General features: G+C 39.9%; 28 protein-coding genes and 2 other annotated features. Of the genes, 1 reads left to right on the top strand and 27 read right to left on the bottom strand.

Annotated elements, in window-relative coordinates:
* Positions 1-2: 2 nt before the first annotated feature.
* The 12 genes from pheS to AJGP001_RS17695 form a co-directional block, all read right to left on the bottom strand.
* On the bottom strand, positions 3-1,040 hold the full coding sequence (gene pheS, locus AJGP001_RS06885) for a phenylalanine--tRNA ligase subunit alpha (RefSeq protein ID WP_058385695.1): 1,038 nt from the start codon (positions 1,038-1,040) through the stop codon (positions 3-5).
* A gap of 38 nt (positions 1,041-1,078) precedes the next feature.
* Positions 1,079-1,305: a binding site (T-box leader), on the bottom strand.
* A 45-nt stretch (positions 1,306-1,350) separates the two neighbouring features.
* Positions 1,351-2,118: a TrmH family RNA methyltransferase gene (locus AJGP001_RS06880; RefSeq protein ID WP_071153201.1), complete on the bottom strand. Its 768-nt coding sequence runs from the start codon at positions 2,116-2,118 to the stop codon at positions 1,351-1,353.
* A 170-nt stretch (positions 2,119-2,288) separates the two neighbouring features.
* Complete coding sequence (locus AJGP001_RS06875) at positions 2,289-2,732, bottom strand: small multi-drug export protein (RefSeq protein ID WP_071153200.1); 444 nt, start codon at positions 2,730-2,732, stop codon at positions 2,289-2,291.
* The gene (locus tag AJGP001_RS06870; protein ID WP_071153199.1) at positions 2,729-3,232 is read right to left on the bottom strand and encodes a hypothetical protein; all 504 of its coding nucleotides are present in this window, start codon (positions 3,230-3,232) and stop codon (positions 2,729-2,731) included. Before AJGP001_RS06870 ends, AJGP001_RS06875 begins: the two co-directional genes overlap by 4 nt.
* Entirely contained in the window at positions 3,222-3,437 is a 216-nt protein-coding gene (locus AJGP001_RS06865; RefSeq protein ID WP_078080306.1) for a helix-turn-helix transcriptional regulator, read from the bottom strand. Before AJGP001_RS06865 ends, AJGP001_RS06870 begins: the two co-directional genes overlap by 11 nt.
* A 224-nt stretch (positions 3,438-3,661) precedes the next feature.
* Positions 3,662-4,624 carry a nuclease-related domain-containing protein gene (locus tag AJGP001_RS06860; RefSeq protein WP_078080305.1) on the bottom strand — a complete coding sequence of 321 codons (963 nt, stop codon included), beginning with the start codon at positions 4,622-4,624 and terminating at the stop codon, positions 3,662-3,664.
* Between the two features lie 234 nt (positions 4,625-4,858).
* Positions 4,859-5,947 (bottom strand): M42 family metallopeptidase, encoded by a 1,089-nt coding sequence (locus AJGP001_RS06855; RefSeq protein WP_071153198.1) that lies wholly within the window; start codon positions 5,945-5,947, stop codon positions 4,859-4,861.
* A 72-nt stretch (positions 5,948-6,019) separates the two neighbouring features.
* A complete protein-coding gene (locus AJGP001_RS06850) occupies positions 6,020-6,508 on the bottom strand; it encodes a dUTP diphosphatase (RefSeq protein ID WP_071153197.1) in 489 nt (162 codons plus the stop codon).
* 25 nt (positions 6,509-6,533) lie between these two features.
* Positions 6,534-7,181: a dCTP deaminase domain-containing protein gene (locus AJGP001_RS06845; protein ID WP_071153196.1), complete on the bottom strand. Its 648-nt coding sequence runs from the start codon at positions 7,179-7,181 to the stop codon at positions 6,534-6,536.
* 19 nt (positions 7,182-7,200) lie between these two features.
* On the bottom strand, positions 7,201-7,716 hold the full coding sequence (gene dcd / locus AJGP001_RS06840) for a dCTP deaminase (protein WP_071153195.1): 516 nt from the start codon (positions 7,714-7,716) through the stop codon (positions 7,201-7,203).
* 369 nt (positions 7,717-8,085) lie between these two features.
* Positions 8,086-8,340: a hypothetical protein gene (locus AJGP001_RS17350; protein WP_245830281.1), complete on the bottom strand. Its 255-nt coding sequence runs from the start codon at positions 8,338-8,340 to the stop codon at positions 8,086-8,088.
* Positions 8,330-8,461, bottom strand: coding sequence for a hypothetical protein (locus AJGP001_RS17695; protein WP_281251065.1), 132 nt, complete (start codon positions 8,459-8,461; stop codon positions 8,330-8,332). Before AJGP001_RS17695 ends, AJGP001_RS17350 begins: the two co-directional genes overlap by 11 nt.
* A gap of 673 nt (positions 8,462-9,134) precedes the next feature.
* Here AJGP001_RS17695 and AJGP001_RS06830 point away from each other — a divergent pair.
* Positions 9,135-9,521, top strand: a complete 387-nt coding sequence (locus AJGP001_RS06830) for a sigma-w pathway protein ysdB (protein ID WP_071153193.1) — start codon at positions 9,135-9,137, stop codon at positions 9,519-9,521.
* 9 nt (positions 9,522-9,530) lie between these two features.
* Here AJGP001_RS06830 and AJGP001_RS06825 read toward each other — a convergent pair whose 3' ends face one another.
* The 15 genes from AJGP001_RS06825 to hflK form a co-directional block, all read right to left on the bottom strand.
* Positions 9,531-9,809: a DUF1294 domain-containing protein gene (locus AJGP001_RS06825; protein ID WP_071153192.1), complete on the bottom strand. Its 279-nt coding sequence runs from the start codon at positions 9,807-9,809 to the stop codon at positions 9,531-9,533.
* A 254-nt stretch (positions 9,810-10,063) separates the two neighbouring features.
* Positions 10,064-10,423 carry a 50S ribosomal protein L20 gene (rplT, locus tag AJGP001_RS06820; protein ID WP_058385705.1) on the bottom strand — a complete coding sequence of 120 codons (360 nt, stop codon included), beginning with the start codon at positions 10,421-10,423 and terminating at the stop codon, positions 10,064-10,066.
* 167 nt (positions 10,424-10,590) lie between these two features.
* Positions 10,591-10,791, bottom strand: a complete 201-nt coding sequence (gene rpmI, locus AJGP001_RS06815; RefSeq protein ID WP_008432253.1) for a 50S ribosomal protein L35 — start codon at positions 10,789-10,791, stop codon at positions 10,591-10,593.
* A gap of 27 nt (positions 10,792-10,818) precedes the next feature.
* The gene (infC, locus tag AJGP001_RS06810; RefSeq protein WP_038703546.1) at positions 10,819-11,325 is read right to left on the bottom strand and encodes a translation initiation factor IF-3; all 507 of its coding nucleotides are present in this window, start codon (positions 11,323-11,325) and stop codon (positions 10,819-10,821) included.
* Positions 11,326-11,408: 83 nt separating this feature from the next.
* Positions 11,409-11,549 (bottom strand) — a sequence feature (ribosomal protein L20 leader region).
* Between the two features lie 57 nt (positions 11,550-11,606).
* The gene (gene thrS / locus AJGP001_RS06805; RefSeq protein ID WP_071153191.1) at positions 11,607-13,535 is read right to left on the bottom strand and encodes a threonine--tRNA ligase; all 1,929 of its coding nucleotides are present in this window, start codon (positions 13,533-13,535) and stop codon (positions 11,607-11,609) included.
* A gap of 519 nt (positions 13,536-14,054) precedes the next feature.
* A complete protein-coding gene (gene dnaI, locus AJGP001_RS06795; RefSeq protein ID WP_071153189.1) occupies positions 14,055-14,990 on the bottom strand; it encodes a primosomal protein DnaI in 936 nt (311 codons plus the stop codon).
* Positions 14,991-16,361: a replication initiation and membrane attachment family protein gene (locus tag AJGP001_RS06790; protein ID WP_078080303.1), complete on the bottom strand. Its 1,371-nt coding sequence runs from the start codon at positions 16,359-16,361 to the stop codon at positions 14,991-14,993.
* 11 nt (positions 16,362-16,372) lie between these two features.
* Entirely contained in the window at positions 16,373-16,849 is a 477-nt protein-coding gene (gene nrdR / locus AJGP001_RS06785; protein WP_058385710.1) for a transcriptional regulator NrdR, read from the bottom strand.
* 114 nt (positions 16,850-16,963) lie between these two features.
* A complete protein-coding gene (gene speD / locus AJGP001_RS06780) occupies positions 16,964-17,347 on the bottom strand; it encodes an adenosylmethionine decarboxylase (protein ID WP_058385711.1) in 384 nt (127 codons plus the stop codon).
* Between the two features lie 316 nt (positions 17,348-17,663).
* Positions 17,664-18,683, bottom strand: a complete 1,020-nt coding sequence (locus AJGP001_RS06775) for a glyceraldehyde-3-phosphate dehydrogenase (RefSeq protein WP_058385712.1) — start codon at positions 18,681-18,683, stop codon at positions 17,664-17,666.
* 102 nt (positions 18,684-18,785) lie between these two features.
* Complete coding sequence (gene coaE / locus AJGP001_RS06770; protein WP_071153188.1) at positions 18,786-19,391, bottom strand: dephospho-CoA kinase; 606 nt, start codon at positions 19,389-19,391, stop codon at positions 18,786-18,788.
* 9 nt (positions 19,392-19,400) lie between these two features.
* Positions 19,401-20,270 (bottom strand): bifunctional DNA-formamidopyrimidine glycosylase/DNA-(apurinic or apyrimidinic site) lyase, encoded by an 870-nt coding sequence (gene mutM, locus AJGP001_RS06765; RefSeq protein WP_071153187.1) that lies wholly within the window; start codon positions 20,268-20,270, stop codon positions 19,401-19,403.
* A gap of 15 nt (positions 20,271-20,285) precedes the next feature.
* Complete coding sequence (polA, locus tag AJGP001_RS06760; RefSeq protein WP_071153212.1) at positions 20,286-22,922, bottom strand: DNA polymerase I; 2,637 nt, start codon at positions 22,920-22,922, stop codon at positions 20,286-20,288.
* A gap of 66 nt (positions 22,923-22,988) precedes the next feature.
* Positions 22,989-23,960: a protease modulator HflC gene (gene hflC / locus AJGP001_RS06755; RefSeq protein WP_071153186.1), complete on the bottom strand. Its 972-nt coding sequence runs from the start codon at positions 23,958-23,960 to the stop codon at positions 22,989-22,991.
* Positions 23,960-24,925 carry an FtsH protease activity modulator HflK gene (gene hflK, locus AJGP001_RS06750; protein ID WP_078080302.1) on the bottom strand — a complete coding sequence of 322 codons (966 nt, stop codon included), beginning with the start codon at positions 24,923-24,925 and terminating at the stop codon, positions 23,960-23,962. Before hflK ends, hflC begins: the two co-directional genes overlap by 1 nt.
* Between the last annotated feature and the right edge of the window lie 114 nt (positions 24,926-25,039).

Below are 25,039 nucleotides of genomic sequence, written 5' to 3'. Positions count from 1 at the left end.
CCTTAAAGTTCTGTACGTTGGAACTGAGATAAAAAGCGAACATCGTTTGTGTAGAAATGACGAATATCTTCAACGCCGTATTTCAGCATCGCAATCCGTTCTGGACCCATACCAAAAGCAAATCCAGTTAAGCGTTTGGAGTCATAACCAGCCATTTCAAGTACATTTGGATGCACCATTCCAGCGCCTAGAATTTCAATCCAACCTGTTTTCTTACACACGTTGCAGCCACTGCCGCCACATTTAAAGCATGAAATATCCATTTCAACAGAAGGCTCTGTAAACGGGAAGAAACTTGGACGAAGGCGAATTTCGCGATCATCGCCGAACATTTTCTTCGCAAATACAGAAAGTGTTCCTTTTAAATCACTCATGCGAATGTCTTCGCCGATAACCAATCCTTCAATTTGTGTGAATTGGTGTGAATGCGTCGCGTCATCACTATCACGGCGATACACTTTGCCCGGGCAAATGATTTTGATCGGTTCGCCGCCTTTTGCTTCCATTGTCCGCGCTTGAACTGGTGATGTATGTGTGCGTAGTAGGATGTCTTCTGTTATATAGAAAGAATCTTGCATATCACGAGCTGGATGACCTTTAGGTAAATTCAACGCTTCAAAATTGTAGTAATCTTTTTCTACTTCTGGTCCTTCTGCTACTTCGTAACCCATTGAAATAAACAAGTCTTCAATTTCTTCTACTACACGCGTCAGTGGATGTGCATTACCTGTTTTGACGGGACGTCCTGGTAATGTAATGTCAATTGTTTCGCTTTGCAACTTCTCATAGATCGCTTGTTCTTCTAAGATGGCCATGCGTTCTTCGAGTTGCGTTGTAACTTCCTCGCGTACCACATTTACCAAAGCTCCCATTTTCGGACGCTCTTCAGCTGGGAGTTTCCCCATGCCTTTTAATAAATCCGTAATCGGTCCTTTTTTCCCTAAATACGCGACACGAACATCATTCAGTTCTTTAACAGTCGACGCTGTGGCAATTTTTTCGAGTGCCTGTGTTTTCAATTCCTGCAATTGTGCTTCCATTTTTTCTCCTCCTTAGACAGTAAAAAGCCCCGTCCCAGAAAAGGGACGAGGCATTATTCGCGGTACCACCCTAGTTATTGCAAATTGCAATCACTTGTTTACATAACGGCTCTTCACCGGCCCATCTTTACAGTATTGCTACTGGTCCCGTTGGGCAGCTCGCGGGGTGAACTTCTGAGGCGTTTACATATCTACACTTCCAGTCAAGGTGCAGAATCTCTGTGATGTAAGGGCGCAACGTACTTTTCCCGTTCTTCGCTTTTACTTATTTACTTTCTCATTATACGAAAGTTCTAGCCTTTTATCAAACTTAGTTTTTCGGAACCAAGCTATACAAAAGAATCCCTGTCGCCACTGCAACATTCAGTGATTCTGCGCTACCATATAGCGGCACCATCAAATTCTGATCGGTTTGCTGCAAAAGTACAGCATCAACGCCACTGCCTTCATTGCCAACAAGTAAAGCAAACTTTTCACATGTCTCAACTTCGTGAACCGGTGTCGAGTTATGAAGCGCTGTTCCAAAGATTTGGATATCATTTGCTTTAGCTTGCGCTGTCCATTCAATCAGTTCGCCTTTAACAACAGGAATCTGAAAATGTGAACCTTGAGCAGATCGAACCGTTTTCGGGTTGTAAGGGTCTGCACAGCCTTTTCCAAGAATGACTGCGTCCATGCCGCTTGCTGAAGCTGTCCGAATCATCGTCCCGATATTGCCAGGATCTTGAACAGCATCAATCATCAATAGCTTAGACCATGTTTTTTGCTCATCTTCTGTAAATTCGGGTTGTGCACAATGCGCGAAAATTCCCTGCGTATGCTCAGTTTCCGAAATTTCCTTCGCTACTCCTGCCGTGACCGAATAATGAGGAACGCCTTCAATATCCCAGTCTGCTGGGATATCTACGCCTTCGCGGACAATCAATGATTTGACAAGATCTTTTTTACGCAAGGCTTCTTCTGTCAAATGAAAGCCTTCGACTAGGAATTCTGCAAACTTATCGCGTTCTTTTCGTGTCGTTCCAAGCTTTTTCCAATGCTTGACGAGCGAGTTTTGGTTAGATTCAATTCTTTTCATTATAGCTTCACGCCTTTATTTCAGAATAACACCAGTATAACATACCCAAAAGCGCAATCACCTAGAAGTCGATGTCGAGCTATTGCCACTTTACTTATGCAAGATATTTTGACGAACCAACATTTTTCGCCACGTATTAATGAGATCTAAGCAACTTTACCTTCATTTATTCAAGCCGTAAAAAAATCAAATCCAAGCGCTGTCAAAATACCGAATGCTAATGTCCAAGCAGCAATGCTGATCGTCAGCCAAACCGTCGTGTTCTTTTTAGTAGCACCAAGTGTCATTCCGATAAAAGCTGCAATATGTGTACCAATTAAAATAGGTCCAAGCATCGCTAGTCCTGGCAGACCGTACTTGTTCCAAATTCGTTTGGCCCGTTCATTTTTTTTCGAAGTGGCTTTACCTTTTGCTTGTTGTCGTTTTGTGTACCAAAGTTGGAAGCGGTCAAAGCCAATAATTAATGCCAGGACAGTGACCATATTTCCAACAAATGCAAGTACCATCACCCAAAACGGGGATAACCCCCAAACAATGCCAAGCGGAATAACCAACGCAATTTCAAACCACGGAATGGCCGCTCCTAAAAAAACGAGAAAATATTCGTAGATCATTCATCTTCCTCCTTTAAATGCGCGCGAATTTCTCGGTAGTAAATGACGTATTGAAGTAACGCGACTACCAAAATGGCAAGCACGGTATAAATCCGTGGCAGCGGCGAAAACATTGCAAATACTGCGAGTGCTGGCAAACTCCAAGTCATAAAGGTATAGACTTTTTGAGAAGCAATGCGCGTAATATGTGTCATGCCTTCATCTTGTTCTAAATATTCAGGTGGACGAATTGCAAAAGACGGAATTTTTTGTGTTGGATACAGCTTGTTATGGCGTCTTATTTTCATGTAAAAAATGAACAACATGATCAGGTATAAAATGATTGACCCTACAATAACAAATCCTTGAACGACGCCATACTCAACTAATATGCTTTGTTCTATTTCTGTATTGACAATTTCAGTCGTTTCGGGTGAATTGACTCCGAACAAGAAAATTCCTAACACCATGATAAATCCCATCATCCACAATGGATACTGCATACGAAAATCATTTTTCATGTCCTTCGTCCTCCTCTAACCAGAATAAGTCGTTGATGTTCGTCTGCAGAGCTTTTGCGAGTTTTAACGCTAAGGTAATTGAAGGGGAAAACTCCCCTTTTTCAATAAAAGCAATCGTTTGTCGCGTGACATCCACTTGCTTGCCGAGATCGCTTTGGGTAAAGCCGTAACGAGCTCTTAGTTCTTTTACTCGGTTCTTAAGCATCTGCTTCATCCACCCTTTTATGTTCGGTTTATATTACATAATGTATATTATACTTAACATTATGTCAATTATTATGTACATTTTTGAAGCTAGAGACGCTTTATTTGCGGATTGAATGACTTTGTTTGCGCGATAAAATCGGTTGTTTACATTATCTCGCGCTTTGTTTGCGCAAGACGAGACGTTGTTTGCAAAACAAAAAAGCTTCTCACTTGAGTGAAAAGCTAGTCTTTTTTCTTTAACTGATAGGTTCGATTGCGCAATGCACCAGCTGTGTCAAATTCGAAAGTCGACAATAAGCGAGACGCTACAAAAGGCGATTCGATATTACAATACTGCCTCAACATCTTATTACTCAGCTGATTATGAACGAGCGAAAAATATTCCCGAATCGTCGTTTCAAATGCATTTATATCTATCGATTGGCACAATTCGCATATCCAGCCACATCGTTTTTTTCGAACCATTCGCAGGCTTTTGCATGAATCGCAAAAAATACCGGTCTGTAGTTCGCCAGGTTTTATAGCATACAGCTGACATAAAGGAAGTCGCTTATAAGGAGTTTGATGTTTTTGAAGAAGTTTATCGATTTTCACTAAATTCGGTCGGATATTCGAGTCGGGGAAAGAGGAGAGTATGTTGAGTAAATAATCGATTAGTTGATAAGTTTTACAAACATCGGTGGTTTGCGGTTTCGTAATAAATTCACATTGTTTGGATGTGAATACAACAATTCCTTTGACCGGCAACTGGATTTTATGCAGTTTGAAAAATTTCGTTAAAAAGCGAATGTGTTTATTTAATTGAATCGCGGGATCTTCCATCACGGTCCGCACGCCTTCTACATCTGTTCGAGCAAATTCGCCTGTTTGATTATCGAAATGTAGCCGTCCACTAATGTTTTTCGACTCAATAATAATCACACCACGTTCTGTTAGCAGCAATCCGTCCATTTGGATTTTCCACTCACCAAGTGATAAGCAAACATTCTGCAAAAAGCGGTAGTTTTCTTCAGGGCTGAATTCAACCAGCTTTCGTACCAGTCCAGCTTCTCCTCGTTCTCCAGCAGCGCTTCGGTACAATTCGACTTGAAGAAATTGGCGTTGTGGATGCTGCTCTGGCAACCGGTATAATAACCTTTCGAGCGCTGTTGTTTGAGATAATAAAACGAGTTCTTTTTTGTGCATAGAGCACCTCCTATCAGAATAAATAGAGTATAGCATTCTTTTTAAAACCTGAAAATCTCTAAATGGATGCTTTTCGCTAGCGAAAAGCGAAAAACTTTAGTTGTTTGCGGTATACACGCTGTTGTTTGCGCTACCTCACTGTTTGTTTGCGGCAAGAAAGTCTTTATTTGCGCAAAAGATCACTTTGTTTGCACAACAAAGAAACCCCTCGCCAAAGCGAAGGGTTTCCGGATTTTATTCGAATGTAATACGCGCGACGGTATCTTTATTTAGCTTTTTGATCACTTCGATGATTAATTTCACTGCATTTTCGTAATCATCGCGATGCAAGATTCCAGCGTGCGAATGAATATAGCGAGTAGCTACGCCGATTGCAAGTGCAGGAACGCCGTTTGCTGTTAAGTGAATGGACCCAGCGTCAGTTCCGCCGCCTGCGATCGTTTCAAATTGGTACGGAATGCCCGCTTCCTCAGCCGTATCGACCACAAGTTCGCGCAAGCCGCGGTGAGATACCATTGAAGCATCGAAAAGCAATAATTGTGGGCCATCTCCCATTTTACTGTTCGACTCTTTGCTCGTAATGCCTGGTGTATCTCCTGCAATGCCTACATCTACTGCAAATCCGATATCTGGTTGAATCTTCGCAGTCGCCGTTTTCGCTCCGCGCAAGCCGATTTCTTCTTGCACTGTTCCAACACCGTAAACGACGTTCGGGTGATTGACACCTTTTAATCCTTTTAAAACATCAATCGCAATCGCACAACCAATCCGATTATCCCAAGCTTTTGCCATTAATAATTTTTCGTTGTTCATCACCGTGAATTCAAAATACGGAGTGACCATATCTCCTGGTGTGACTCCCCACTCTTTTGCTTCTTCACGGGAAGAGGCACCAATATCAATAAACATATCTTTGATTTCAACAGGCTTCTTACGCGCTTCTAGTGAAAGAATATGCGGTGGTTTTGAACCAATTACGCCTGTGATTTCTTTACCGCTTCGTGTTGTAATTGTCACGCGCTGCGCTAGCATAACTTGTGACCACCAGCCACCTACTGTTTGAAATTTTAAAAATCCTTTATCATCAATTTGCGAAATCATAAACCCAACTTCATCCAAATGACCTGCTACCATAATTTTAGGTCCGTCAGCTAATCCTTCTTTTCTAGCAATCAAACTGCCAAGACCGTCTGTTTCAATCGAGTCAGCGAATGGTGTTATGTATTTTCTCATGACTTCACGCGATTGACGCTCATTTCCTGGAATAGCGTTCGCATCTGTCAACTCTTTTAGCATTAATTGTGTTTCATCCAAATTAGTCATTCCTTCGACCTCCTAAATAATTCATTGCTCATCTATTGTAATGTAGTTAATAACCTATATCAAAACTTACGTTCAATAACCCTCTTTTTGCCTTTGATAGTTTATATTATTCTTTCTTATATATCCTTCGAATATTTCTTCATCTGTGAGATCAAGAGCTATTCTTATTTTTTCCATTACTCCCCATATATCTGAATACACTTCTTTTGTCGGTTTAGATATAAAAATATTTATTAGCATATTAGCATTTAAAAATAATCTAGTTAAGTTATCTTCTTTCGGACTTGTAAAACATACTTTCACATCATTAAATCCCACTTCAATTCCTATAGACAATAAAAAATGTAATGTGTCTACGTATTCCTCTAAGATCATTGGCTTTGGAGATGGCGTTTTTCTACTCCAATATTTAAAAGAGCGCACTTCATTTGCTAATTCTCCTAGTTCAACAATTAACGCTAAACTTTTGTCTAAAAATATATCTTCTTTATTTTTTAAATTATTCCCAATATAATTGTCTAATTTCATTTGCTTTTCAAATAGTAATTCTAAACTAATCATAATTTCACACCCAACTTTGTACAATTTATTTGGTTATCGCAGCGTAAGAAGAAACAACTATTGCAGCTAAAGACATCAAAGAAATTAATATTGTTATAATAGTTGCATTATCCTTTACAAATACATTCACTTTATCATTTAAAAGTATATTTTTCTTAGTATTCGGTAACTTCTTCCCTTTCTTTTGATATGGTCTAGCGCCATCTGCAATATCTTGTATTATTAAAGAACAAAATTTTTCTTTTCTATCTAAAAAAATAGTTTCTTTACCTAAATTAAAGAGCGTAATAGTTAACGATCCTTGATAACCTGGATCAATTTTCGACGTTGTATTTGAAACTCCCTTTTCTAATAATTTAACTTTCGGAAGTATTTGTCCAAATTTGTTCAATGGAAAATGCACTTCTTCTTCTGTTTCAATAATCAGTGCTGCCCCTGGTTTTAATCTTATATTTTGATTCTCGCTTATACTAACCGTTTTATTTTTAATATGATCTCTATAACTCTCTCCTACCCTTAAATCATAAGAGACATTAGAATCCATTTCATCCGAAAACTGTTCATCATCTAAATTAACAATACATACCTCTTTTCCATCCAGCTTAAATTTACTCTTTTCAGTTATGATTGTAGCGTAATTATCATTTGAATTAATAAAAGGAATAATCGTCATATTCAGTCCTCACCATCTGTTAGAATTCTTCGAACAATTTACTAGCTTGAATGCCCGTATTTCCGTTATACTTTCCATTTAAATAAGGTAAAAATTCACCATCTAAATGATGATAATATATTTGACACACCTCAACTCCTGCATAAATTTTTACAGGCTGTATACAAGAAATTTCTAATGTCCAATATCCTTTAAAACCAACATTCCCATATGGAGATGATAAGTGTATCGATATTCCCAATCTTCCTAAGGAAGAGCGACCTTCAATTACTGGAACTAAATCCCGTGTTTCAGTATATTCAACTGTCCTTCCAAGATATAATATACCTGGTTTTAAAATAAGTCCCTCAGGAGGAATAGTCACTTTACTTATTCTATTATTTTTCTTCATGTCTAATATTTCTTCTTCATAGATCAGTAATTCGTTATGTAAGCTCAAATTATAACTATTTGGATTTAAACTTTTTTTATCGAACGGTTTTATTATTATACTCTCATTCATTCTTTTTAATATTTCTAATCCAGATAATATCACTTTAATCCTCCTCAACTCTACAACTAAAAAATAAAGAATATAAATATATAATTCCTTACTAATATCCTCTGAGAAATCAGCCCCTTTTATTACTTAAGTTCATCTTATTTTTATGCTATTCAGATAATTTAGTCAACCCTTTAATTTGAAACTCTAAATAATCTTTAGGGTTACTATTATAATACTATTATTTTCAATTAAAATCATAAATATCACTGTAAATAGATGTTTAAATATGTAAATTACGAATTCAATTCGAACATGGCATAAAATCACGAATACCACGGGGTGTGTTGTAATTAAGTACTTTTTTGAGGAACCTGGTTGAATACCAGGACAAAGTCCATGATTTCTTTCTGGGTCATTTGTCTAATTAATGCCTTTCGGATACCTGAGTCGAATACGACCGTCATTATTCTCATTCGTGCCAAGCTGACCAGGTACACCCAAATCCGAGAAGTAAAACGGGATTTCCAAAGCTTTTTCCACTTCGAGCCAGTCGTAAAATTCCTTGCTCCGGTCCGCGGTAATAGACTTCACTATTTTCTTTGACAGATTTTTCAACACATGGATGATTTCCTGTGTGGTTTCACTTGCCGTCTTCGCAGCTAACTTATAGATCATCTTGAAACGGGTGGTACATTCGGTCAATGTGAGAATCTGGCTCTTGCGCGACTTGCAATTTCCCAATGTCCCACTTGACTTCTTGGCGCCAAATGTGCATGAATCTTTTCAGACGATGCATCTTACTTCGCGTCTCCACCTCGCTATTCTTTAACTTTCGTCCTTTGCGGATTAACTGTTTTTGGGACAGGTTGAACAAGCCGAGGGCCATGTATCGGTAGATTGTCGAAACACGGATGGGAAAGGATTTCTTATGATTTTTCCAGTATCGTCCGATAATGTATTCTGGTAACCAGCCCAACTTTAGTTTGGACAGGATATAGTCGACGTTTTCTTGATTGACAGAGCATTTAGCCCCACAATTTTCACTTTTAATCTCTAATCAGCCCGTGCCAACAGAGCGTTGTATGACTTATAACGTTTCAAATTCGTAGTGATTTGTACTTTTACTTTGTTTCAATTGCTTCGCCATGTAGGTCAGCGATTTCTCTTCTAGGCAATAACTCTAGATTAGCACATGTTCCCGTGATTTCATTTAGGCATAGCTTATTTTGGGGACACTCTTTTAGTTGATTCGTATTAACTATTATATACCCGTTTGAGAAATTTTTATTTTTTTACCGTTTGATTTAATATGATAATCTACATTTATATAGTGTGCATCTTGAATTTTTATTCAAATGTAATTTCTTCAACTTCATAAAACCTCTCCTTTTTTCAATCAATCTTGAAACCAAACTACTTCCTAATCGTATAGTACTGAGTAGGATTATGTAAATCAGGGGGTAATTCATTTGGCTTTTCTCATACGCTTTGTTGTGTTGGCATTAATTATCTACTTATTTTACCGACTGATCCGTTATGTTGTAGATCCTAAAAGAAAACTCGATAACGCACTTGAATCGGGTGCTTATTATTTTTTAGACGATGTGAAAAATGTGCAAAAAAACTTTTTTATCGCACTTCGTGGCGTGTTGTTTGAAGGCGAAAAATACTTAGGCACAACTGAACACTCTTTCGAAGTCGTCTCTATTTTTGTGTGGGTCGAAAAACCTAATCAATTACAGGGATTCACAAAAGAAGATTTTCATTTTCTAGAAAAAGAAATTTTGATGAATTATCCAGAAGCTCGCATAAGTTGGAAAAATCCAATAGAACAATTAATGAAGCAAAATGGATGAGCATGAGACTCATCCATTAACAAAAGTTTGATAACTCCACATCAAAATAAGAATATCAAATAGAGCCAAAATCAGAAAACCAACACGAAAATTAGTATGCTTCGTTTTGTGACGAAATGCCATCATGCCCAAATAAGCCCCAATGCCGCCACCAAAAATAGCGACGGTCCACAAGTTTTTTTCAGGAATTCGCTGACCGTGACGCTGCGCTTGAGATTTATCGACTTTCATCATAACAAAAGCCATCGCTGTTACAATTGCAAAATAACCAACAATAATCAAAAACATCGGATTTTCCTCCATAAGAAAAGACTGACGAAAATTCGTCAGTCTTTTTTGTTATAGCGTTAGATGCCTGTACATTGCAGTTTTCTAGTTGTGTGATGTCTATGGGCTACACTGAACAGGCACTTTCGCTTTTATTATCTAGCTGCAGTGCCTAGATCCTTGGGACTTAAGTCAGCCCACCTGTGCGACAAAAAACGCCGCTTCGGTGGTCTGTCTTAAGCCTGTCGGGTCTTAACAGGCACTTTCGCTTTTAATTACTTAGTTACTGCTTTTTTTGCTTGGTCAACCAATGATGTGAAAGCAGCTGCATCAGATACAGCGATTTCAGCTAGCATTTTGCGGTTGATGTCGATACCAGCAACTTTTAATCCGTGCATAAGACGGCTGTATGAAATTTCGTTCATACGTGCTGCTGCGTTGATACGCGTGATCCAAAGTCTACGGAAATCACGTTTTTTGTTGCGACGGTCACGGTAAGCATAGTTACCTGACTTCATTACCTGTTGGTTTGCTACTTTGAAAAGGATGTGCTTTGCACCATAATAACCTTTTGCTAATTTAATGACCTTTTTACGACGCTGACGCGTCACTGTTCCACCTTTTACGCGTGGCATATCACATTACCTCCTGCTGAATATAAAAAATTCGATTTTTTGTTACATGTCTAGACTCAAGCACCCAGATTCTCGGGGTCATAAGTCAAAGTGGCTGTGCGGCAAAAAACGCCGCTTCACCTCTTCGCCTTATGTCCGTCAAATCTATACGGGCGTTTTAGCTTTTATTATTTCATGTTATAGATTAATGATTTGATGCGTTTTAAGTCGCCTGAAGAAACAAGTTTCCCTTTACGAAGTTTACGCTTTTGTTTTGTAGATTTGTTTGCGAATAAGTGGCTAGTGTGTGAGCTGTGGCGTCTTACTTTACCAGTACCCGTTTTTTTGAAACGTTTTGATGCACCGCTGTGGCTTTTCATTTTCGGCATTTCGAATTCCTCCTAAACAATGATCTCTTATTCTTTTTCGTTGACTGGTGCAAGCATCAAGAACATGCTGCGGCCATCCATTTTCGGGCGCTGCTCAACTGTTGCAACTTCTTTGCACGCTTCTGCGAAACGTTCAAGTACACGTTGTCCAATTTCTTTGTGCGTAATTGCACGGCCTTTAAAACGAATAGAAGCTTTCACTTTGTCGCCTTTTTCAAGGAACTTGATAGCGTTGCGAAGTTTCGTGTTGAAATCGTGATCGTCAATTGAAGGGCTTAAGCGCACTTCTTTAACGATAATCACTTTCTGATTTTTACGGATTTCACGATCTTTCTTCTGCTGCTCAAACTTGAATTTACCATGATCCATGATCCGAGCAACCGGCGGCTTAGCTTGAGGAGCCACAAGAACAAGATCCAAGTTGACACGAGCTGCAATTTCAAGTGCTTCGATACGTGTTTTGATGCCAAGTTGTTCACCGTTTTGATCAATAACTCGCAACTCACGTGCACGAATACCGTCATTTACATTAATGTCTTTGCTAATAGTAATCCACCTCCGGATAGTGTCGCGAATAGCTTAAATGTGTGAACCGGCCGAACCGGTTTACAGGGTTCCGATCAAAACAAAAGCGGATGGACCAATGAGGTCCACCCGCAAATATGACAACACGCGTCTTTCTGCGTGTAAAAGTCAATCGTGTATACCTGCCAACAATCGGTCGATCAGGTGAGAAGCGGGTGCTCCTGCTTGCACATATAAGTATTCTATAACCTTATTCATAATATCACGCGTTGTAAAAGAAGTCAAGATGTTTAACGAATTTCACTTTGAACCAGTTTAACAAAATCTTCAAACGGCATACTTTCAGATTTTTGTTCGCCGTATTTACGGACATTCACCGAACCATCTTGTAGTTCTTTATCTCCGATCACAAGCATATACGGTACTTTTTGCATTTGTGCTTCACGAATTTTGTAGCCTAATTTTTCATCGCGCTCATCGATATCTACACGAATTTTATGCGACTGCAGTTTTTCTTGAAGTTCTTTTGTGTAAGTACTATGAGCGTCAAGCGAGACTGGAATCATTTCCACTTGGACAGGTGCCAGCCACGTTGGGAAAGCTCCTTTGTATTCTTCGATTAAGAATGCAACAAAACGTTCCATTGTTGACACGACTCCGCGGTGAATAACGACCGGACGATGCTGTTTGCCATCTTCTCCGACATAAGACAAGTCAAAGCGTTCTGGCAAAAGGAAATCTAGTTGGACAGTTGACAAAGTTTCTTGTTTACCAAGAGCTGTCTTCACTTGGACGTCTACTTTCGGTCCGTAAAATGCCGCTTCGCCTTCTACTTCCTCATAGTCAATCTCCATTTCATCCATTGCTTCTTTTAACATCGCTTGTGCACGATTCCACATGGCATCATCATCAAAGTATTTTTCTTTATCTGCTGGGTCGCGATAAGACAAACGGAATGAATAATCTTTGATATCAAAATCTTTGTAAACTTCAACAATCAAGTTGACGACTTGTTTGAACTCTTCTTTGATTTGGTCTGGGCGTACGAAAAGATGCGCATCATTCAACGTCATTCCGCGAACGCGTTGAAGACCCGACAATGCACCTGACATTTCGTAGCGGTGCATCAACCCAAGTTCAGCAATACGAATTGGCAACTGACGATACGAGTGGATACCTTGTTTGAAAATCATCATATGATGCGGGCAATTCATTGGACGCAATACCAATTCCTCATTGTCCATTTTCATCACTGGGAACATATCGTCTTGGTAATGATCCCAATGTCCGCTTGTTTTGTATAATTCCACGCTACCCATTACAGGCGTATACACGTGATCGTAGCCTAAGCGCTCTTCTTTATCGACAATATAACGCTCGATAATGCGGCGGATTGTGGCGCCTTTTGGCAACCACATCGGCAAGCCTTGACCGACCTTTTGAGAGTTCATGAACAAATTCAATTCTTTTCCGATTTTACGGTGATCACGTTCTTTTGCTTCTTCTAGCATTTCAAGATGTGCTTTTAAATCTTCTTTTTTGAAAAAGGCAGTTCCGTAAATACGCTGAAGCATTTTGTTGTCGCTGTTCCCTCTCCAATATGCTCCGGCCACACTTAATAACTTAAACTCTTTTAATTTACCTGTTGATGGTACATGAACACCTCGGCAAAGATCGAAAAAATCACCTTGCTCATAGATAGATACTTGATCATCTTCAGGAATGGCTTCAAGAAGTTCTAATTTGTACGGATCTTCAATCGCTGCAAATCGTTCTTGTGCTTCTGCACGAGTCACGTCATGACGAATAATTTCAACATTTTCATTGATGATTTGCTTCATTTCTTTTTCAATCAATGGCAAATCTTCTGAAGTAATTGCTGACTCTGTATCGATATCATAATAAAAACCGTTCTCAATAACCGGTCCCACACCGAGCTTCGCATCTGGGTACATCCGCTTGATCGCTTGTGCCAATAAATGTGCTGTGCTGTGGCGCAATACTTCTAAACCTTCATCAGATTCTGGTGTGATGATTGCAATATCTCCATCTTCTTTTAAAGGTGCACGTAAATCGACTAATTTATCGCCCATTTTACCAGCCAATGCTTTTTTCCGTAATCCTGGGCTAATTGATTGAGCAATTTCCTCAGTAGTTACGCCTTGTTCAAACTCTTTTACTGCTCCGTCTGGGAATTTCAGTTGAATCATGTTTGCCATGTCAATCTCTCCTTTTAGTTAACTCTGGTCGAAATGTCTAAACCACAGGGTCTGGTAGACATTTCTTTATTCTTGTCTAGCTGCAATGGCCTGCTCCTCGGGTCATAAACTGTCCTTCCTGTGCGGCAAAAGCGCCGCTTCGGAAGTCCACCTTATGCCTGTCAGAGCAAAACGGCCATCTCCGCTTTTCTTTTTTTCCACAGAAAAAAGCCCCATCCCAAAAGGGACGAAGCTTTAGCTCGTGGTTCCACCCTTCTTCTATTTTGAACAGCTGAAACCATTCAAAATGAAGCTCTGCATCGGCTAACGGGCCGGTACCGTCAGCTGCTACTAAAAAACTGTTCACAGCTGCTGCTCAAAGGGGGTAAGCGAAAAAACGATACTTAAGAAGCTCACAGCCTAGGCTTCTCTCTCTGAAAGTCGTAAATTCCGCTCATGTCCTTGTCAAGGCATGTAAAATCTTGGTTCGATTGTTATTACTATAAACCGAATTGTTCCAAAAGGCAATAGTTCTCGCACTTAATTTCTTCGATTGCGTCCATCAAGTTTAACTGGACTCGTTAATGCACGAATTCGTTCCATAATGCGCGCCGCTTTTAAATCTTCTTTTTCTCCGCGCTGCGAATAGGTTAAATGATACTCCAGCTCGGTATAACTAAAGTTTGATGACATAAATGTTGGCAGTTTTTCAGACATCCGGTAATGGAGAATTGTTCCAAGTACCTCGTCTCGTGTCCAGCTTGACATTGCTTCAGCTCCAATGTCATCTAGCATCAAGACGTCTGCTTTTTTCACATAATCCACTTTTTCCTGCAATGTTTGATCACCAATCGCCTGTTTCATTTCTCGCATAAATTCTGGAACGAATACCAACACAGATTTCACATTGATCTCAGCCAGTTCATTTGCCACTGCGCTCAATAAGTACGATTTCCCGATACCGAATTGTCCATAAAGATACAATCCTTTCTCAGGTAAATTGTCAGGACCCGTTGCTTGATCGAGGAAATCACCAACCGCTCGAAACGCTTCCATGCGACTGTCATCTAATTCAAAGCCGTCCAGTGTCGCTTGCATCACTTCTTTTGGCATATACATGCTATGGATTAAAGAAGATGCATGACGTTTGTTGTCGTGAATATCCTTTGAGCGACATTTTGTATACGAAATTCCGATAGTTCCACGTTCTAATACAAGATTCGGCTCAAAACCTTTTAAATGATTAATACAGCCATCCAAGCTAGGACATTTGTTGCAATCATGGGATTGGTCGATGTATTCGTATAACTTATGAAGCCCTCTATCAATAGTAGGTGCGTCAATTTCGTCTGCGTGATTTTCCAAGAATTTTTGAACTCCCACATGCGCCAATACTTCTTTACGCATTTCACCGTAACGCTCAGAAAAAGCAGGGGCATTGACTACACGTTTTAAGGTTTCGCTAATCGGTTCCATTTAACCACCTTTTCCTTTCTTCAGCGCAAGTTTCGCAAGAAGTTTTTGTTTTTCTACTTCTAAGCTTTCGTTTCTTGGCTCTGCTTTAGCAACAGGTATATCGTCTTTTTTATGGAACCATTCCGGCAATCGTTCTTCACGCAGCGGCTTTTGATTGCCTGTGAATGGTTTGGCGATAGTCGTTAGCGAGCCTTCAGACTTCCACTTCATATACTGCGTGTGCTCGACACGGGCAATTTCCATTGCATCTTTTGCGGTTGTAATATTCTTGCGTAGCCAGTGCGAAGCGATTTTCTCCACATATGCTTTGGTTAGCTTCATATCGGTTCGTAGCAACACATAGTGAAGCAATACATTTACAACCGCTGTCTCCATCTTGTGAAAAGTGACTAATTGGTTTGCTAGTTCCACATCTGCCGGCAACGGTTCGTGGCCATCCGCAATATCTCTCAGTACTTGGATAGGAGCTGCAGTCTCTAAATAAACCAATAACTCATCTTCTTTTGTTTTTGACGTTTCATCTGTTGCTTCAACAGGTTCTGTTGCTTTATGTACAGGAACCAGTTGCGGCGCTGTAGTGGATACTTTCATTTTGTAATGCTCGGTTGCTGCTTTTTTTAAAAGATCAGTCGTCAATTTATAATTGTCATCAATCGCCATTAAGACAACTATTTGCATTTCAAGCGGGTCCCAACTATACAAAAAAGCCAATTTGGCAATATAGGCTTTTATGCTGCCCGTTAATACACGTTTGGGGACTAATTGCTCGGAAAGCCCTTGTTGCAATAAACCAAAGTCAAAATCTGATTCTGTGCTGTATCCCCCATTTTTTCGTTCTTGTAAATCTTTTTTCTTAGCGGGATAGCCTGCTTTAGCATGAACTGGTTGAAAAATATCGGTAAAGGTTCTCGACACTTCTTCGTAATCAGTCGGAATCTCCGTTTCGATGGCAAAACGTTTGCGAACTTTTCGGTAAGACGTTTCACCAATTTTGCTAAATAAAAACATAGACAATAACGGATCCATAAAAAACGTTTTTGGATCGAGTGGCGGACACAGCTCATAGATGAAAGAACGCTCACTGCTTTGATTTTTATACGTTCTAAGCAATCCAATTGCTTCCAACTGGATTCTAGCGTCAAATATTTTCGAAATAGAATTCCCCAACATATTCATCAATGTATAATGACTCGACTCTTCACTAGTCACTTCTCCTTCAGCCCATAAAGTTAAATACAATGCAATGGCTTCCGCACCAATCATAGGTTGATAGAGCAATGTTAGAAGTTGCCGATCATAATTTGAAAACGGATAAGGTAAGCGAATTCGAAATGGATCAGCAGGCTGCAACTCTTTATAATATGCAGTCATAAGTCACCGCCTTAATCGATTTTCTTGTCTTCCGGAGTTTTATTTAGCAAATCCTTGAGTTCATCAATAAAAACAGTGATGTCTTTAAATTGGCGATACACTGAAGCAAAGCGAACATATGCTACTTCGTCGATTGTTGCTAGTCGATTCATGACCAATTCTCCGACTTCTTCAGATTTTACTTCTGGGTTACCCGCACGGCGAAGGTCTTTCTCAATCGTAAAGACAACTTCTTCTAACACTTCTAGAGATACCGGCCGTTTTTCACATGCGCGAATAACGCCACGCAAAACTTTTTCACGGCTGAACTCTTCACGTGAGCCATCTTTTTTGACAACAATCAGTGGCATTTCTTCCACTTTTTCAAATGTCGTAAAGCGATAACCGCAAGACTCACATTCTCTTCGCCTCCTGATGGATTTCATTTCGTCTATTGGCCGCGAATCGACAACACGTGTGCCGTTATGTTGGCAAGCTGGACATTTCATTTTTACATCTCCCTAACTTCTCTATCTCGTGTATCTAGTATAACAAAAAATCATTGAAAAAATAGAAAAAGCAGAGGATTTCATCCTCTGCTCACGTGTTTTTGGTTAAATGGATTATGCTGTTACTGAAACTTTGGATTTCTCAACACTTACTGGTCCCATACCGCGTGGTATTTCTACAAGCTCGCGTGATGTTGAACCTAGTGCGTCTGCGATATATTCCGCTGCAATAGTCGGATCTAAATCGCCGCAAGTGTAAACATCTACACTCGCATAGCCGTGTTCTGGAAAACTGTGAATCGTTAAGTGAGATTCTGAGATAATCACAACTCCGCTAACACCTTGTGGTGCGAATTTATGAAAAGCTACCTCTCTTACTTCAGCTCCAGATTTGAGTGCTGCATCAACAAAAGTTTGTTCGATAAAATCCATATCGTTTAATTTGTCAAAATCACACTGCCAAAGTTCTGCAATTACGTGACGTCCCATTGTTTCCATGGTTCGTTTTCCCCCTTTGATATCATTTTGGTTTTTGCGCAAAATATTCAAAGTTGACTACCACGGGGGAAAGTTAGTCCAAAGAGGTCCTAACCCTTTAAGCAGTCATGTGAATAAAAAATCTTACGCTCCTAATTCCGAATACACGATGGAAAGTCAGAAGTGGTAGTCATTTTTCAACTACGATTCATAGTATAAAACGTATTTATCGCAAATGCAATAACAATATCTTATTGATTCAGAATTTTTACGATCATATGGACAGAGAAAAACCCTGTTTCTCTTTTTAAAAAACTAGAGAACAGGGCATTCAGACTTATTTAGAAACAAGAACCATGGCATTGGCAACTTTTTTAGTCAAATCGATTACACGTGCTGAATAGCCCCACTCGTTATCGTACCATGCCAAAACTTTTACTTTGCGATCGCCAATAACCATCGTTGATAATCCATCAACAATTGCCGAATCTGAATTGCTATTAAAATCAACAGAAACCAATGGTTCCATCGTCAAGCTCAAAATTCCTTCTAAGCTATTTTCAGAAGCTTCCTTGAAAGCTCTATTAACTTCTTCAATTGTCACTGCTGTGTTCAAGTCAACAACTAAATCGACTAAGGATACATTTGGAGTTGGCACTCGTAATGCCATACCATGAAGTTTCCCTTCCATCTCAGGCAACACTAATGATAGCGCTTTCGCAGCACCCGTAGAAGTTGGAATAATGGATTGTGCACAGGCACGCGCGCGCCGAAGATCTTTGTGCGGATTATCTAAGTTCTGCTGGTCGTTTGTGTAAGAATGGATGGTCGTCATCAAGCCATTTTCAATTCCAAATGTATCATTCAGCACTTTTACAACAGGTGCTAGACAATTGGTCGTACAGCTAGCGTTGGAAATGATATCATGCTTATCAATGTCTAGTTTATCATCATTAACTCCCATAACGATTGTGATATCTTCTTTTTTTCCAGGCGCTGTCAAAATCACTTTTTTAGCTCCTGCTTCTAAATGCAGCGCTGCTTTTTCACGTGAATTGAATTTCCCAGTTGCTTCGATGACGATATCAATGCCCATTTCTTTCCATGGCAAATTCAGTGGATCGCGCTCACTTACCAATTGAACCCGTTTTCCATTGACAATTAAAGCATCTTCTTCTGAAGATACGTCACCCGTAAAGGTACCGTGATTTGTGTCATACTTAATCAAATGCGCCAGGGTCTCAGCTGGATACGAAGCGTTGATTGCTGTTATTTTAACATCATCCATCAATATCGCCTGTCTGAAAACCATACGGCCAATACGGCCAAATCCGTTAATTGCAATAGAAACTGTCATGTAGGAATCCTCCGTTTGTAATTAAGTTATACTCATATTTTTAATTTCTTATATAGTATAACACAATCACCTATTTAGAGAACCTTTAAAATTACATATCTTTTATTCTTTTTCAAGGCTGGTTTGCCAATTTGCTAAAATTCGATTTAATTGGCTTTCCGTCTCGTTCAATGTACCGTTATTGTAGATAACCGCATCCGCTCCATCTTCTTTTACAGACATTGGCAGTTGTGAACTAATACGTGCCCGCGCCTCTTTTTCAGTAAAGTTGTTGCGTTCCACTAGCCGAGCAAATTGATTTTTTTCGGTAACACTGACGACTAAAATTTTATCGACCAAGTGCTGTAGGCGGCTCTCAAATAATAACGGAATATCCATGATGATGGTCTTGAATCCTTGCGCCAAAAAATCCTGCCGCTGCCGGAGCATTTCCTGACGAATTGCCGGATGAATAATATCGTTCAATATCTTGCGACTTGCCGGATCGTTAAAAATGATTTCGCCTAGTTTTGCACGGTCCATCGTTCCGTCTTCGCGCAGTATCTCATCGCCAAATGCTAAAACGATTTGTCCTAAGGTGTCAGAACCTGGTTCTACTACTAACCGCGCGACAAGATCCGCATCAATAATCGGATAGCCTAAATTTTTTAACATTTCGGATACGGTACTTTTTCCACTGGCAATGCTACCTGTCAATCCAATGATCATTATTCATCCTCATTTCTGGCAAGTTGGGCAATATACAGATGCCCGACCTCCGATTTTCAGCGTCTTCGTCATCGTGCCACAAACCATACACTGTTTTTTTCCATACATACCAAAACGATCTTGCATGCTGCCTGATTCACCATTGATGTTGCGGTAATCCGAAATCGTACTTCCGCCTGCTTCTATGCTTTCTAGCAAAATAGCAACAATTGACTCAAATAGTTCTACTTTTCGTCTCCGACTAATGCGCCTAGCCGCTCGTTTGGGATGTATTTTCATTTTAAAAAGGGCTTCTGTTGCATAAATGTTACCGCAACCCGAAATAATTTGGCCGTCCATAATAAGTTCTTTGATTGCTTTGTTTTGGTATTTAGCACTCTCAGCCATCGCCAAAAAATGTTCTCGCGCACCTGGCTCAAAAGGCTCCGGTGCCATCAGCAGTAAAGGAGGGAATTCTGCCTCTTCTTGCAATACCCTCATTTCCCCAAAACGACGAATATCCGAAAACGCTAGTAAGTTGCCATCGCTCAATGTCAAAATGACATGAACGTGTCGCCGGAATTTATCTTCCGGAATAGACTGAAGCTGGTCGACGTAAAACCAAGCTCCTGACATTCCCAAATGATTAACTAATAAAAATTCATGGTCTTTTCGCAATGTAAAGTAAATATATTTGCTGCGTCGCTCGACACGGACAATTTGCGCTCCTGTTAAGCTATCAACAAAACGGTCGGCTTCCATCCGCTTAATGATTGCTTCTTTGCCATTCGCTTTCGATAAGCGAATAATGTCTGATACCGTTACTGCCTCAATTTTTTTACCAATAGAAACAGGGCGGATCTGCCGAACGACACCTTCTACTTCTGGAAGTTCAGGCATATCGTTACCCTCCGATCATTTAGTATCGTACCAAGTTGCACCATTGGCGATGTCTACTTTTAACGGCACAATTAGTTTCACTGCATGTTCCATTACTTCAGGTACTAATTTCATCAGTTTCTCCAATTCTTCAGGTGGTGCTTCAAAGATTAATTCATCGTGTACTTGCAACAGCATACGCGTTTGCATCCCCTCACGCTCGAGTGCTGCATCCATATCAATCATCGCTTTTTTAATAATATCCGCTGCACTCCCTTGAATCGGCGTATTCATCGCTGTACGCTCTGCAAAGCTACGCAAATTAAAGTTAGAACTCGTAATATCCGGTAAATAGCGTCTCCGGTTCATCAATGTCGTGACAAATCCATCACGCTTTGCGTCTGCCACAATCGTTGTCATATAACTTTTGACGCCAGGAAAACTTGTGAAATAACGTTCAATAAAATCTGCTGCTTCTTTCCGTGGAATGCTTAAGTTTTGAGACAAACCATAATCACTAATGCCATAAACAATTCCGAAGTTAACGGCTTTAGCAGCTCTTCGCATATCGCCTGTCACTTGTTCTATAGGAACATGAAAAACATCGCTAGCCGTTGTTGTATGAATATCTCGGTCATCTTTAAAAGCTTGCACGAGACGCTCATCTTCCGACATATCTGCCAAAACACGCAATTCAATTTGTGAATAATCCGCTGCGACCATTACCCAGTCCGGCTCTGAAGGAATAAAGGCTTTCCTGATTTTCCGTCCTTCTTCAAGACGCACCGGGATATTTTGCAAGTTCGGATTAGTTGAACTAAGTCGACCAGTTGTTGTAAGAGCCTGTTGGAACCGGGTGTGGACTTTGCCGTCTTCGTGTACTTCTTTTAGCAATCCTTCTATATAAGTGGACAATAGTTTGCCCAATTGACGATACATAAGAATATGCGAGATGATCTCGTGCTGCCCCTCTAGTTTTTCTAGAACATCTGCTGCTGTTGAGTAACCGGTTTTGGTTTTCTTTAAAGCTGGTAATCCCAGTTTTTCAAACAGGATGACACCTAATTGCTTAGGGGAATTGATATTAAATTCTTGTCCGGCCAGCCCATGTATATCCGATTCAATTTTTTCAAGCTTATGAGACAATTCCTTGCCCATTTCGGACAATTGATCGCGATCGACTTTGACGCCTAGTGACTCCATTTGACCTAAAACTGTCGCCAGTGGCAATTCTAATTTGTCGTATAAATCAAATTGCTCGTTTTCTTCGAGTTTTTTCATAACTAATGGCCGAACTTTCCAGATAGTGCGTGCTTTTCTAGCAATATGCTCGTTTAGAATCGTTTCTTCCGGCACTTTCTTTTTAGCACCTTTGCCGTAGATTTGTTCGTTAGTTGATACGTCTCTATAACCGTACTCTTGAACAATACTCGCCATATCCGTATAAGTTAACGACGGATTCACAATATAAGCACCTAGCATCAAGTCAAAATCGACACCTTTTAATTCAATGCCCATACGTAAAAATGCTGCAGTTGCTGCTTTTGAGTCTGCCATAAATTTCTTTTTCGATGGATCTTTGAACCACTTGTTGAATTCTTCTGATTGCTCAACAACTGTCATTGGAATTACATAGGTTTCCGTCTCCGTCGCTAAAGAAACACCAAGTAAATCACAGCTATGGTAATGTTCATCGTATAACTCTAGGTGAACAGCCATCTCGTCTTTTAATATAGCTGGGTCAATGGCAGTCAGTACCTCGAAGTGTAATTCCTCTTTAACTGTTTCTTCTGCTGTATATTCCATTTTTTCTAGTAAAGATTTAAATGCCAATTCCGTCCATACTTTTACCAATTCGTCTTGATTTGGTCCAGCATAACTCAATTCTTCAATGCTAATTTCAATGGGGGCATGTCGTTCTATGGTCGCCAGTTGCTTGCTGATATAAGCAAGATCTTCATTGGCGACTAGTTTTTCTTTCATCTTGCCTTTTTGCAAGTCAATTGCTTCATAAACACCTTCAACTGAACCGTGTGATGCTAATAATTTTAGCGCTGTTTTTTCGCCAACACCTGGCACACCCGGAATATTATCCGATGCGTCGCCCATCAGACCTTTCATATCAATAATTTGATTGGGTGTCAGGCCGTATTTTTCTTTAATATGCTCGACTGTGTACTTTTCGATATCTGTGATCCCTTTTCGCGTGATAAAGACGGTCGTCGTTGATGATGCCAATTGCGTCATATCCTTATCTCCAGAAATAATCACAACTTCATCACCCGCTTGTTCTGCTTCAAGACTCAAAGTTCCGATAATATCGTCCGCTTCGTAATTGTCTAATTCATAGCGTTTAATGCCGTAAGCATCAATCACTTTTCTCAGATAAGGAAATTGTTCCGACAACTCAGGCGGCGTTTTTTGTCTCCCGCCTTTATACTCACTAAATGTCTTGTGACGGAAAGTCGTTTTCCCTGCATCAAACGCCACAATCATATGCGTTGGTTTTTCTTCTTCGATTATTTTTTGAAGCATCATCGTAAATCCATATACAGCATTCGTGTGAATGCCATTTTCATTGGTCAATAGCGGCAAGGCGAAAAACGCGCGATATGCCAAGCTATTGCCATCTAATAAAAGTATTTTCTTTGCCACAAAATTACCCCTCTCCATAAAAAAAGCCATCATTCCCTCTATTTTACCACGCGGGCAAATAGAAGAGAAATGACGGCTCTAGCCTTATTCGAAATTACCGGATAAGATTTCTGCGTAAGGTGAATCAGATGGTAAAACGATGACGGTATCATCACCAATTGTTTTCTTATAAGATTCTAGTGAGCGATAAAGCTCATAGAATTCCGGATCTTTTGAGAACGATTCGTTATAAATTTTAGCAGCTGCGGATTCGCCTTCTGCTTGGATTAATGCGGCTTCTTTACGCGCTGTAGCAATTACTTCTTGTGCCTGTCGGTCAGCTTGTGCTTCCATTTCACGTTTTTTCGCATCTCCCTGAGATAAGTATTCTTGAGCCGTGGACTCACGTTCTGAAATCATCCGCGTATAAACAGACTGCTCATTTTCTTCAGGTAAATCTGTTCGTTTTATCCGAACATCCATCACTTGAATGCCATATTGATCCTTGTTTAGCAATTCATTCACTTTCGCCGTGACAGCATCGTTCACACTGCCCCTAGAAGAGTTTTCATCATTAATGATTTCATCGTAATCCAACTGGCCCAGTTCTGTACGAACTACCGAGTAAATAAATTCTTCCATTCGGGATTCAGCGTTGACGATTGTCCCCGCATTTGAAATCAAGTCAAATGGATTGACAACATGCCAAACTGCATAATTATCGATGATGATTCGTTTTTTGTCTTTCGTATTAATTTCTGCTTCTGAAACATCGTAAGTCATTTGATAGTTCGGCAAAGTCGTAACGCTTTGAATAAAGGGTATTTTCATGCGGATGCCTGGCTCTTCTTGAATTTTCACCACTTCACCAAATTGACGAACAACTCGGTATTCATTTTCTTTTACAATATACACATTCGTTAAGACCATTAACAAGAGAACAAATGCTACAACTAAACCGACAATCAATTTCCAGTATTTTTTAAAGTCAACCGGATCTCTCGGTTCTTTTTTCTTTTTTGGCCTATCATAAGGGTTGAATTTTTTCACTTCTCCTAAAGGTTTGTTTGGTTCCATTAGTCGCCACTCCCTTCTTCAGTTTCCGCAACCGGTGGGATAGTTGTCTGCAATCCTTCAAGTGGCAGGTATTTCATCGTTCCACCTTCATCGTTCATAATATACAATTTGGCGTTTGGCAAGACTGTTTCTAAGGTTTCCATAATAATCCGTTGCTTTGTAACTTCTGGATTGTTTTCGTATTCTTTATACAATTTATCAAATAATGCAACGTCTCCTGTTGCTTGTTGAATACGCGTTACTTTTTGACCTTCTGCACGTGAATTAATCGCAGCTTTTTCTCCTAAGGCTTCGTTACGTTTTTGGTTTTCGTATTTTTTGGCTTCGTTGATTTTCGTGTTCATCGTTTCTCTAGCATCTGTTACATTCGTAAATGCCGCGCGCACTTCTTCGTTCGGTAGTTCTACATCTTGGAGTTTGACAGCTAACACAGTTATGCCGATATCGTACTTCTCAATTAAAGAAGCAAGCAGATCGCGTGTGTCCGATTCAATTTCCGCTTTTCCAGATGTTAGTGCGTCATCAATCAGCGAGTTGCCGATAATTGAACGGATAGATGCAGATGTTGCATCATGCAAAATATCTTGAGGAGCTTCTGCATTAAATAGATATTTCTTAGGATCCGTGATTTTCCACTGAACAATCAAGTCCGTAAGAACGATGTTTTCATCTCCTGTAATCATCTTAGTTTCTTTGTCGAATGCCACAATTTCACCTTCGTCGTTTTGGTTGTAGCCGAATTTCAAGCTGTAAGTTTCTTTTGAAAGAATTTCTGCTTTTTGAATTGGCCATGGCATTTTAAAATGTAAGCCAGCTTCAGTATTCGTTTCATTGGCTACACCGAATGTAATAATGATTGCTTGTTCGGATTCATCTACCGTGTACCAAGAAGTAAAAATCGCAATCAGCAGAAGAATTCCCGTAATTGATAAACCAATCACCGCTAGTAGTTTTTTAGTTGTCATGATGGCCCCTCCTTTTTTCTTGTTACTGACTATACGGAATAATAGTGAAATAGTTTCAGAAAAACAGAAAAAGAGTCCGGGGGAAGGACTCTTTTTCAAATTATGCGGTTGAAG

The sequence above is a fragment of the Planococcus faecalis genome (genome assembly GCF_002009235.1).
GTDB lineage: Bacteria > Bacillota > Bacilli > Bacillales_A > Planococcaceae > Planococcus > Planococcus kocurii.
Note: the sequence above shows the minus strand (reverse complement) of the source record. Positions and strands in the feature narration are given on the sequence as shown.

What these genes read in the sequence shown, in the direction of transcription:
- pheS (WP_058385695.1), bottom strand. Translation starts at nt 1,040, where the DNA reads ATGGAAGCACAATTGCAGGAATTGAAAACACAGGCACTCGAAAAAATT.
- AJGP001_RS06880 (WP_071153201.1), bottom strand. Translation starts at nt 2,118, where the DNA reads ATGAAAAGAATTGAATCTAACCAAAACTCGCTCGTCAAGCATTGGAAA.
- AJGP001_RS06875 (WP_071153200.1), bottom strand. Translation starts at nt 2,732, where the DNA reads ATGATCTACGAATATTTTCTCGTTTTTTTAGGAGCGGCCATTCCGTGG.
- AJGP001_RS06870 (WP_071153199.1), bottom strand. Translation starts at nt 3,232, where the DNA reads ATGAAAAATGATTTTCGTATGCAGTATCCATTGTGGATGATGGGATTT.
- AJGP001_RS06865 (WP_078080306.1), bottom strand. Translation starts at nt 3,437, where the DNA reads ATGCTTAAGAACCGAGTAAAAGAACTAAGAGCTCGTTACGGCTTTACC.
- AJGP001_RS06860 (WP_078080305.1), bottom strand. Translation starts at nt 4,624, where the DNA reads ATGCACAAAAAAGAACTCGTTTTATTATCTCAAACAACAGCGCTCGAA.
- AJGP001_RS06855 (WP_071153198.1), bottom strand. Translation starts at nt 5,947, where the DNA reads ATGACTAATTTGGATGAAACACAATTAATGCTAAAAGAGTTGACAGAT.
- AJGP001_RS06850 (WP_071153197.1), bottom strand. Translation starts at nt 6,508, where the DNA reads ATGATTAGTTTAGAATTACTATTTGAAAAGCAAATGAAATTAGACAAT.
- AJGP001_RS06845 (WP_071153196.1), bottom strand. Translation starts at nt 7,181, where the DNA reads ATGACGATTATTCCTTTTATTAATTCAAATGATAATTACGCTACAATC.
- AJGP001_RS17350 (WP_245830281.1), bottom strand. Translation starts at nt 8,340, where the DNA reads ATGATCTATAAGTTAGCTGCGAAGACGGCAAGTGAAACCACACAGGAA.
- AJGP001_RS17695 (WP_281251065.1), bottom strand. Translation starts at nt 8,461, where the DNA reads ATGCATCGTCTGAAAAGATTCATGCACATTTGGCGCCAAGAAGTCAAG.
- AJGP001_RS06825 (WP_071153192.1), bottom strand. Translation starts at nt 9,809, where the DNA reads ATGTTTTTGATTATTGTTGGTTATTTTGCAATTGTAACAGCGATGGCT.
- rplT (WP_058385705.1), bottom strand. Translation starts at nt 10,423, where the DNA reads ATGCCACGCGTAAAAGGTGGAACAGTGACGCGTCAGCGTCGTAAAAAG.
- rpmI (WP_008432253.1), bottom strand. Translation starts at nt 10,791, where the DNA reads ATGCCGAAAATGAAAAGCCACAGCGGTGCATCAAAACGTTTCAAAAAA.
- thrS (WP_071153191.1), bottom strand. Translation starts at nt 13,535, where the DNA reads ATGGCAAACATGATTCAACTGAAATTCCCAGACGGAGCAGTAAAAGAG.
- dnaI (WP_071153189.1), bottom strand. Translation starts at nt 14,990, where the DNA reads ATGGAACCGATTAGCGAAACCTTAAAACGTGTAGTCAATGCCCCTGCT.
- AJGP001_RS06790 (WP_078080303.1), bottom strand. Translation starts at nt 16,361, where the DNA reads ATGACTGCATATTATAAAGAGTTGCAGCCTGCTGATCCATTTCGAATT.
- nrdR (WP_058385710.1), bottom strand. Translation starts at nt 16,849, where the DNA reads ATGAAATGTCCAGCTTGCCAACATAACGGCACACGTGTTGTCGATTCG.
- speD (WP_058385711.1), bottom strand. Translation starts at nt 17,347, where the DNA reads ATGGAAACAATGGGACGTCACGTAATTGCAGAACTTTGGCAGTGTGAT.
- AJGP001_RS06775 (WP_058385712.1), bottom strand. Translation starts at nt 18,683, where the DNA reads ATGACAGTTTCTATTGCAATTAACGGATTTGGCCGTATTGGCCGTATG.
- coaE (WP_071153188.1), bottom strand. Translation starts at nt 19,391, where the DNA reads ATGATCATTGGATTGACAGGTAGCATTGCCAGTGGAAAAAGTACCGTA.
- mutM (WP_071153187.1), bottom strand. Translation starts at nt 20,270, where the DNA reads ATGCCTGAACTTCCAGAAGTAGAAGGTGTCGTTCGGCAGATCCGCCCT.
- polA (WP_071153212.1), bottom strand. Translation starts at nt 22,922, where the DNA reads ATGGAGAGGGGTAATTTTGTGGCAAAGAAAATACTTTTATTAGATGGC.
- hflC (WP_071153186.1), bottom strand. Translation starts at nt 23,960, where the DNA reads ATGGAACCAAACAAACCTTTAGGAGAAGTGAAAAAATTCAACCCTTAT.
- hflK (WP_078080302.1), bottom strand. Translation starts at nt 24,925, where the DNA reads ATGACAACTAAAAAACTACTAGCGGTGATTGGTTTATCAATTACGGGA.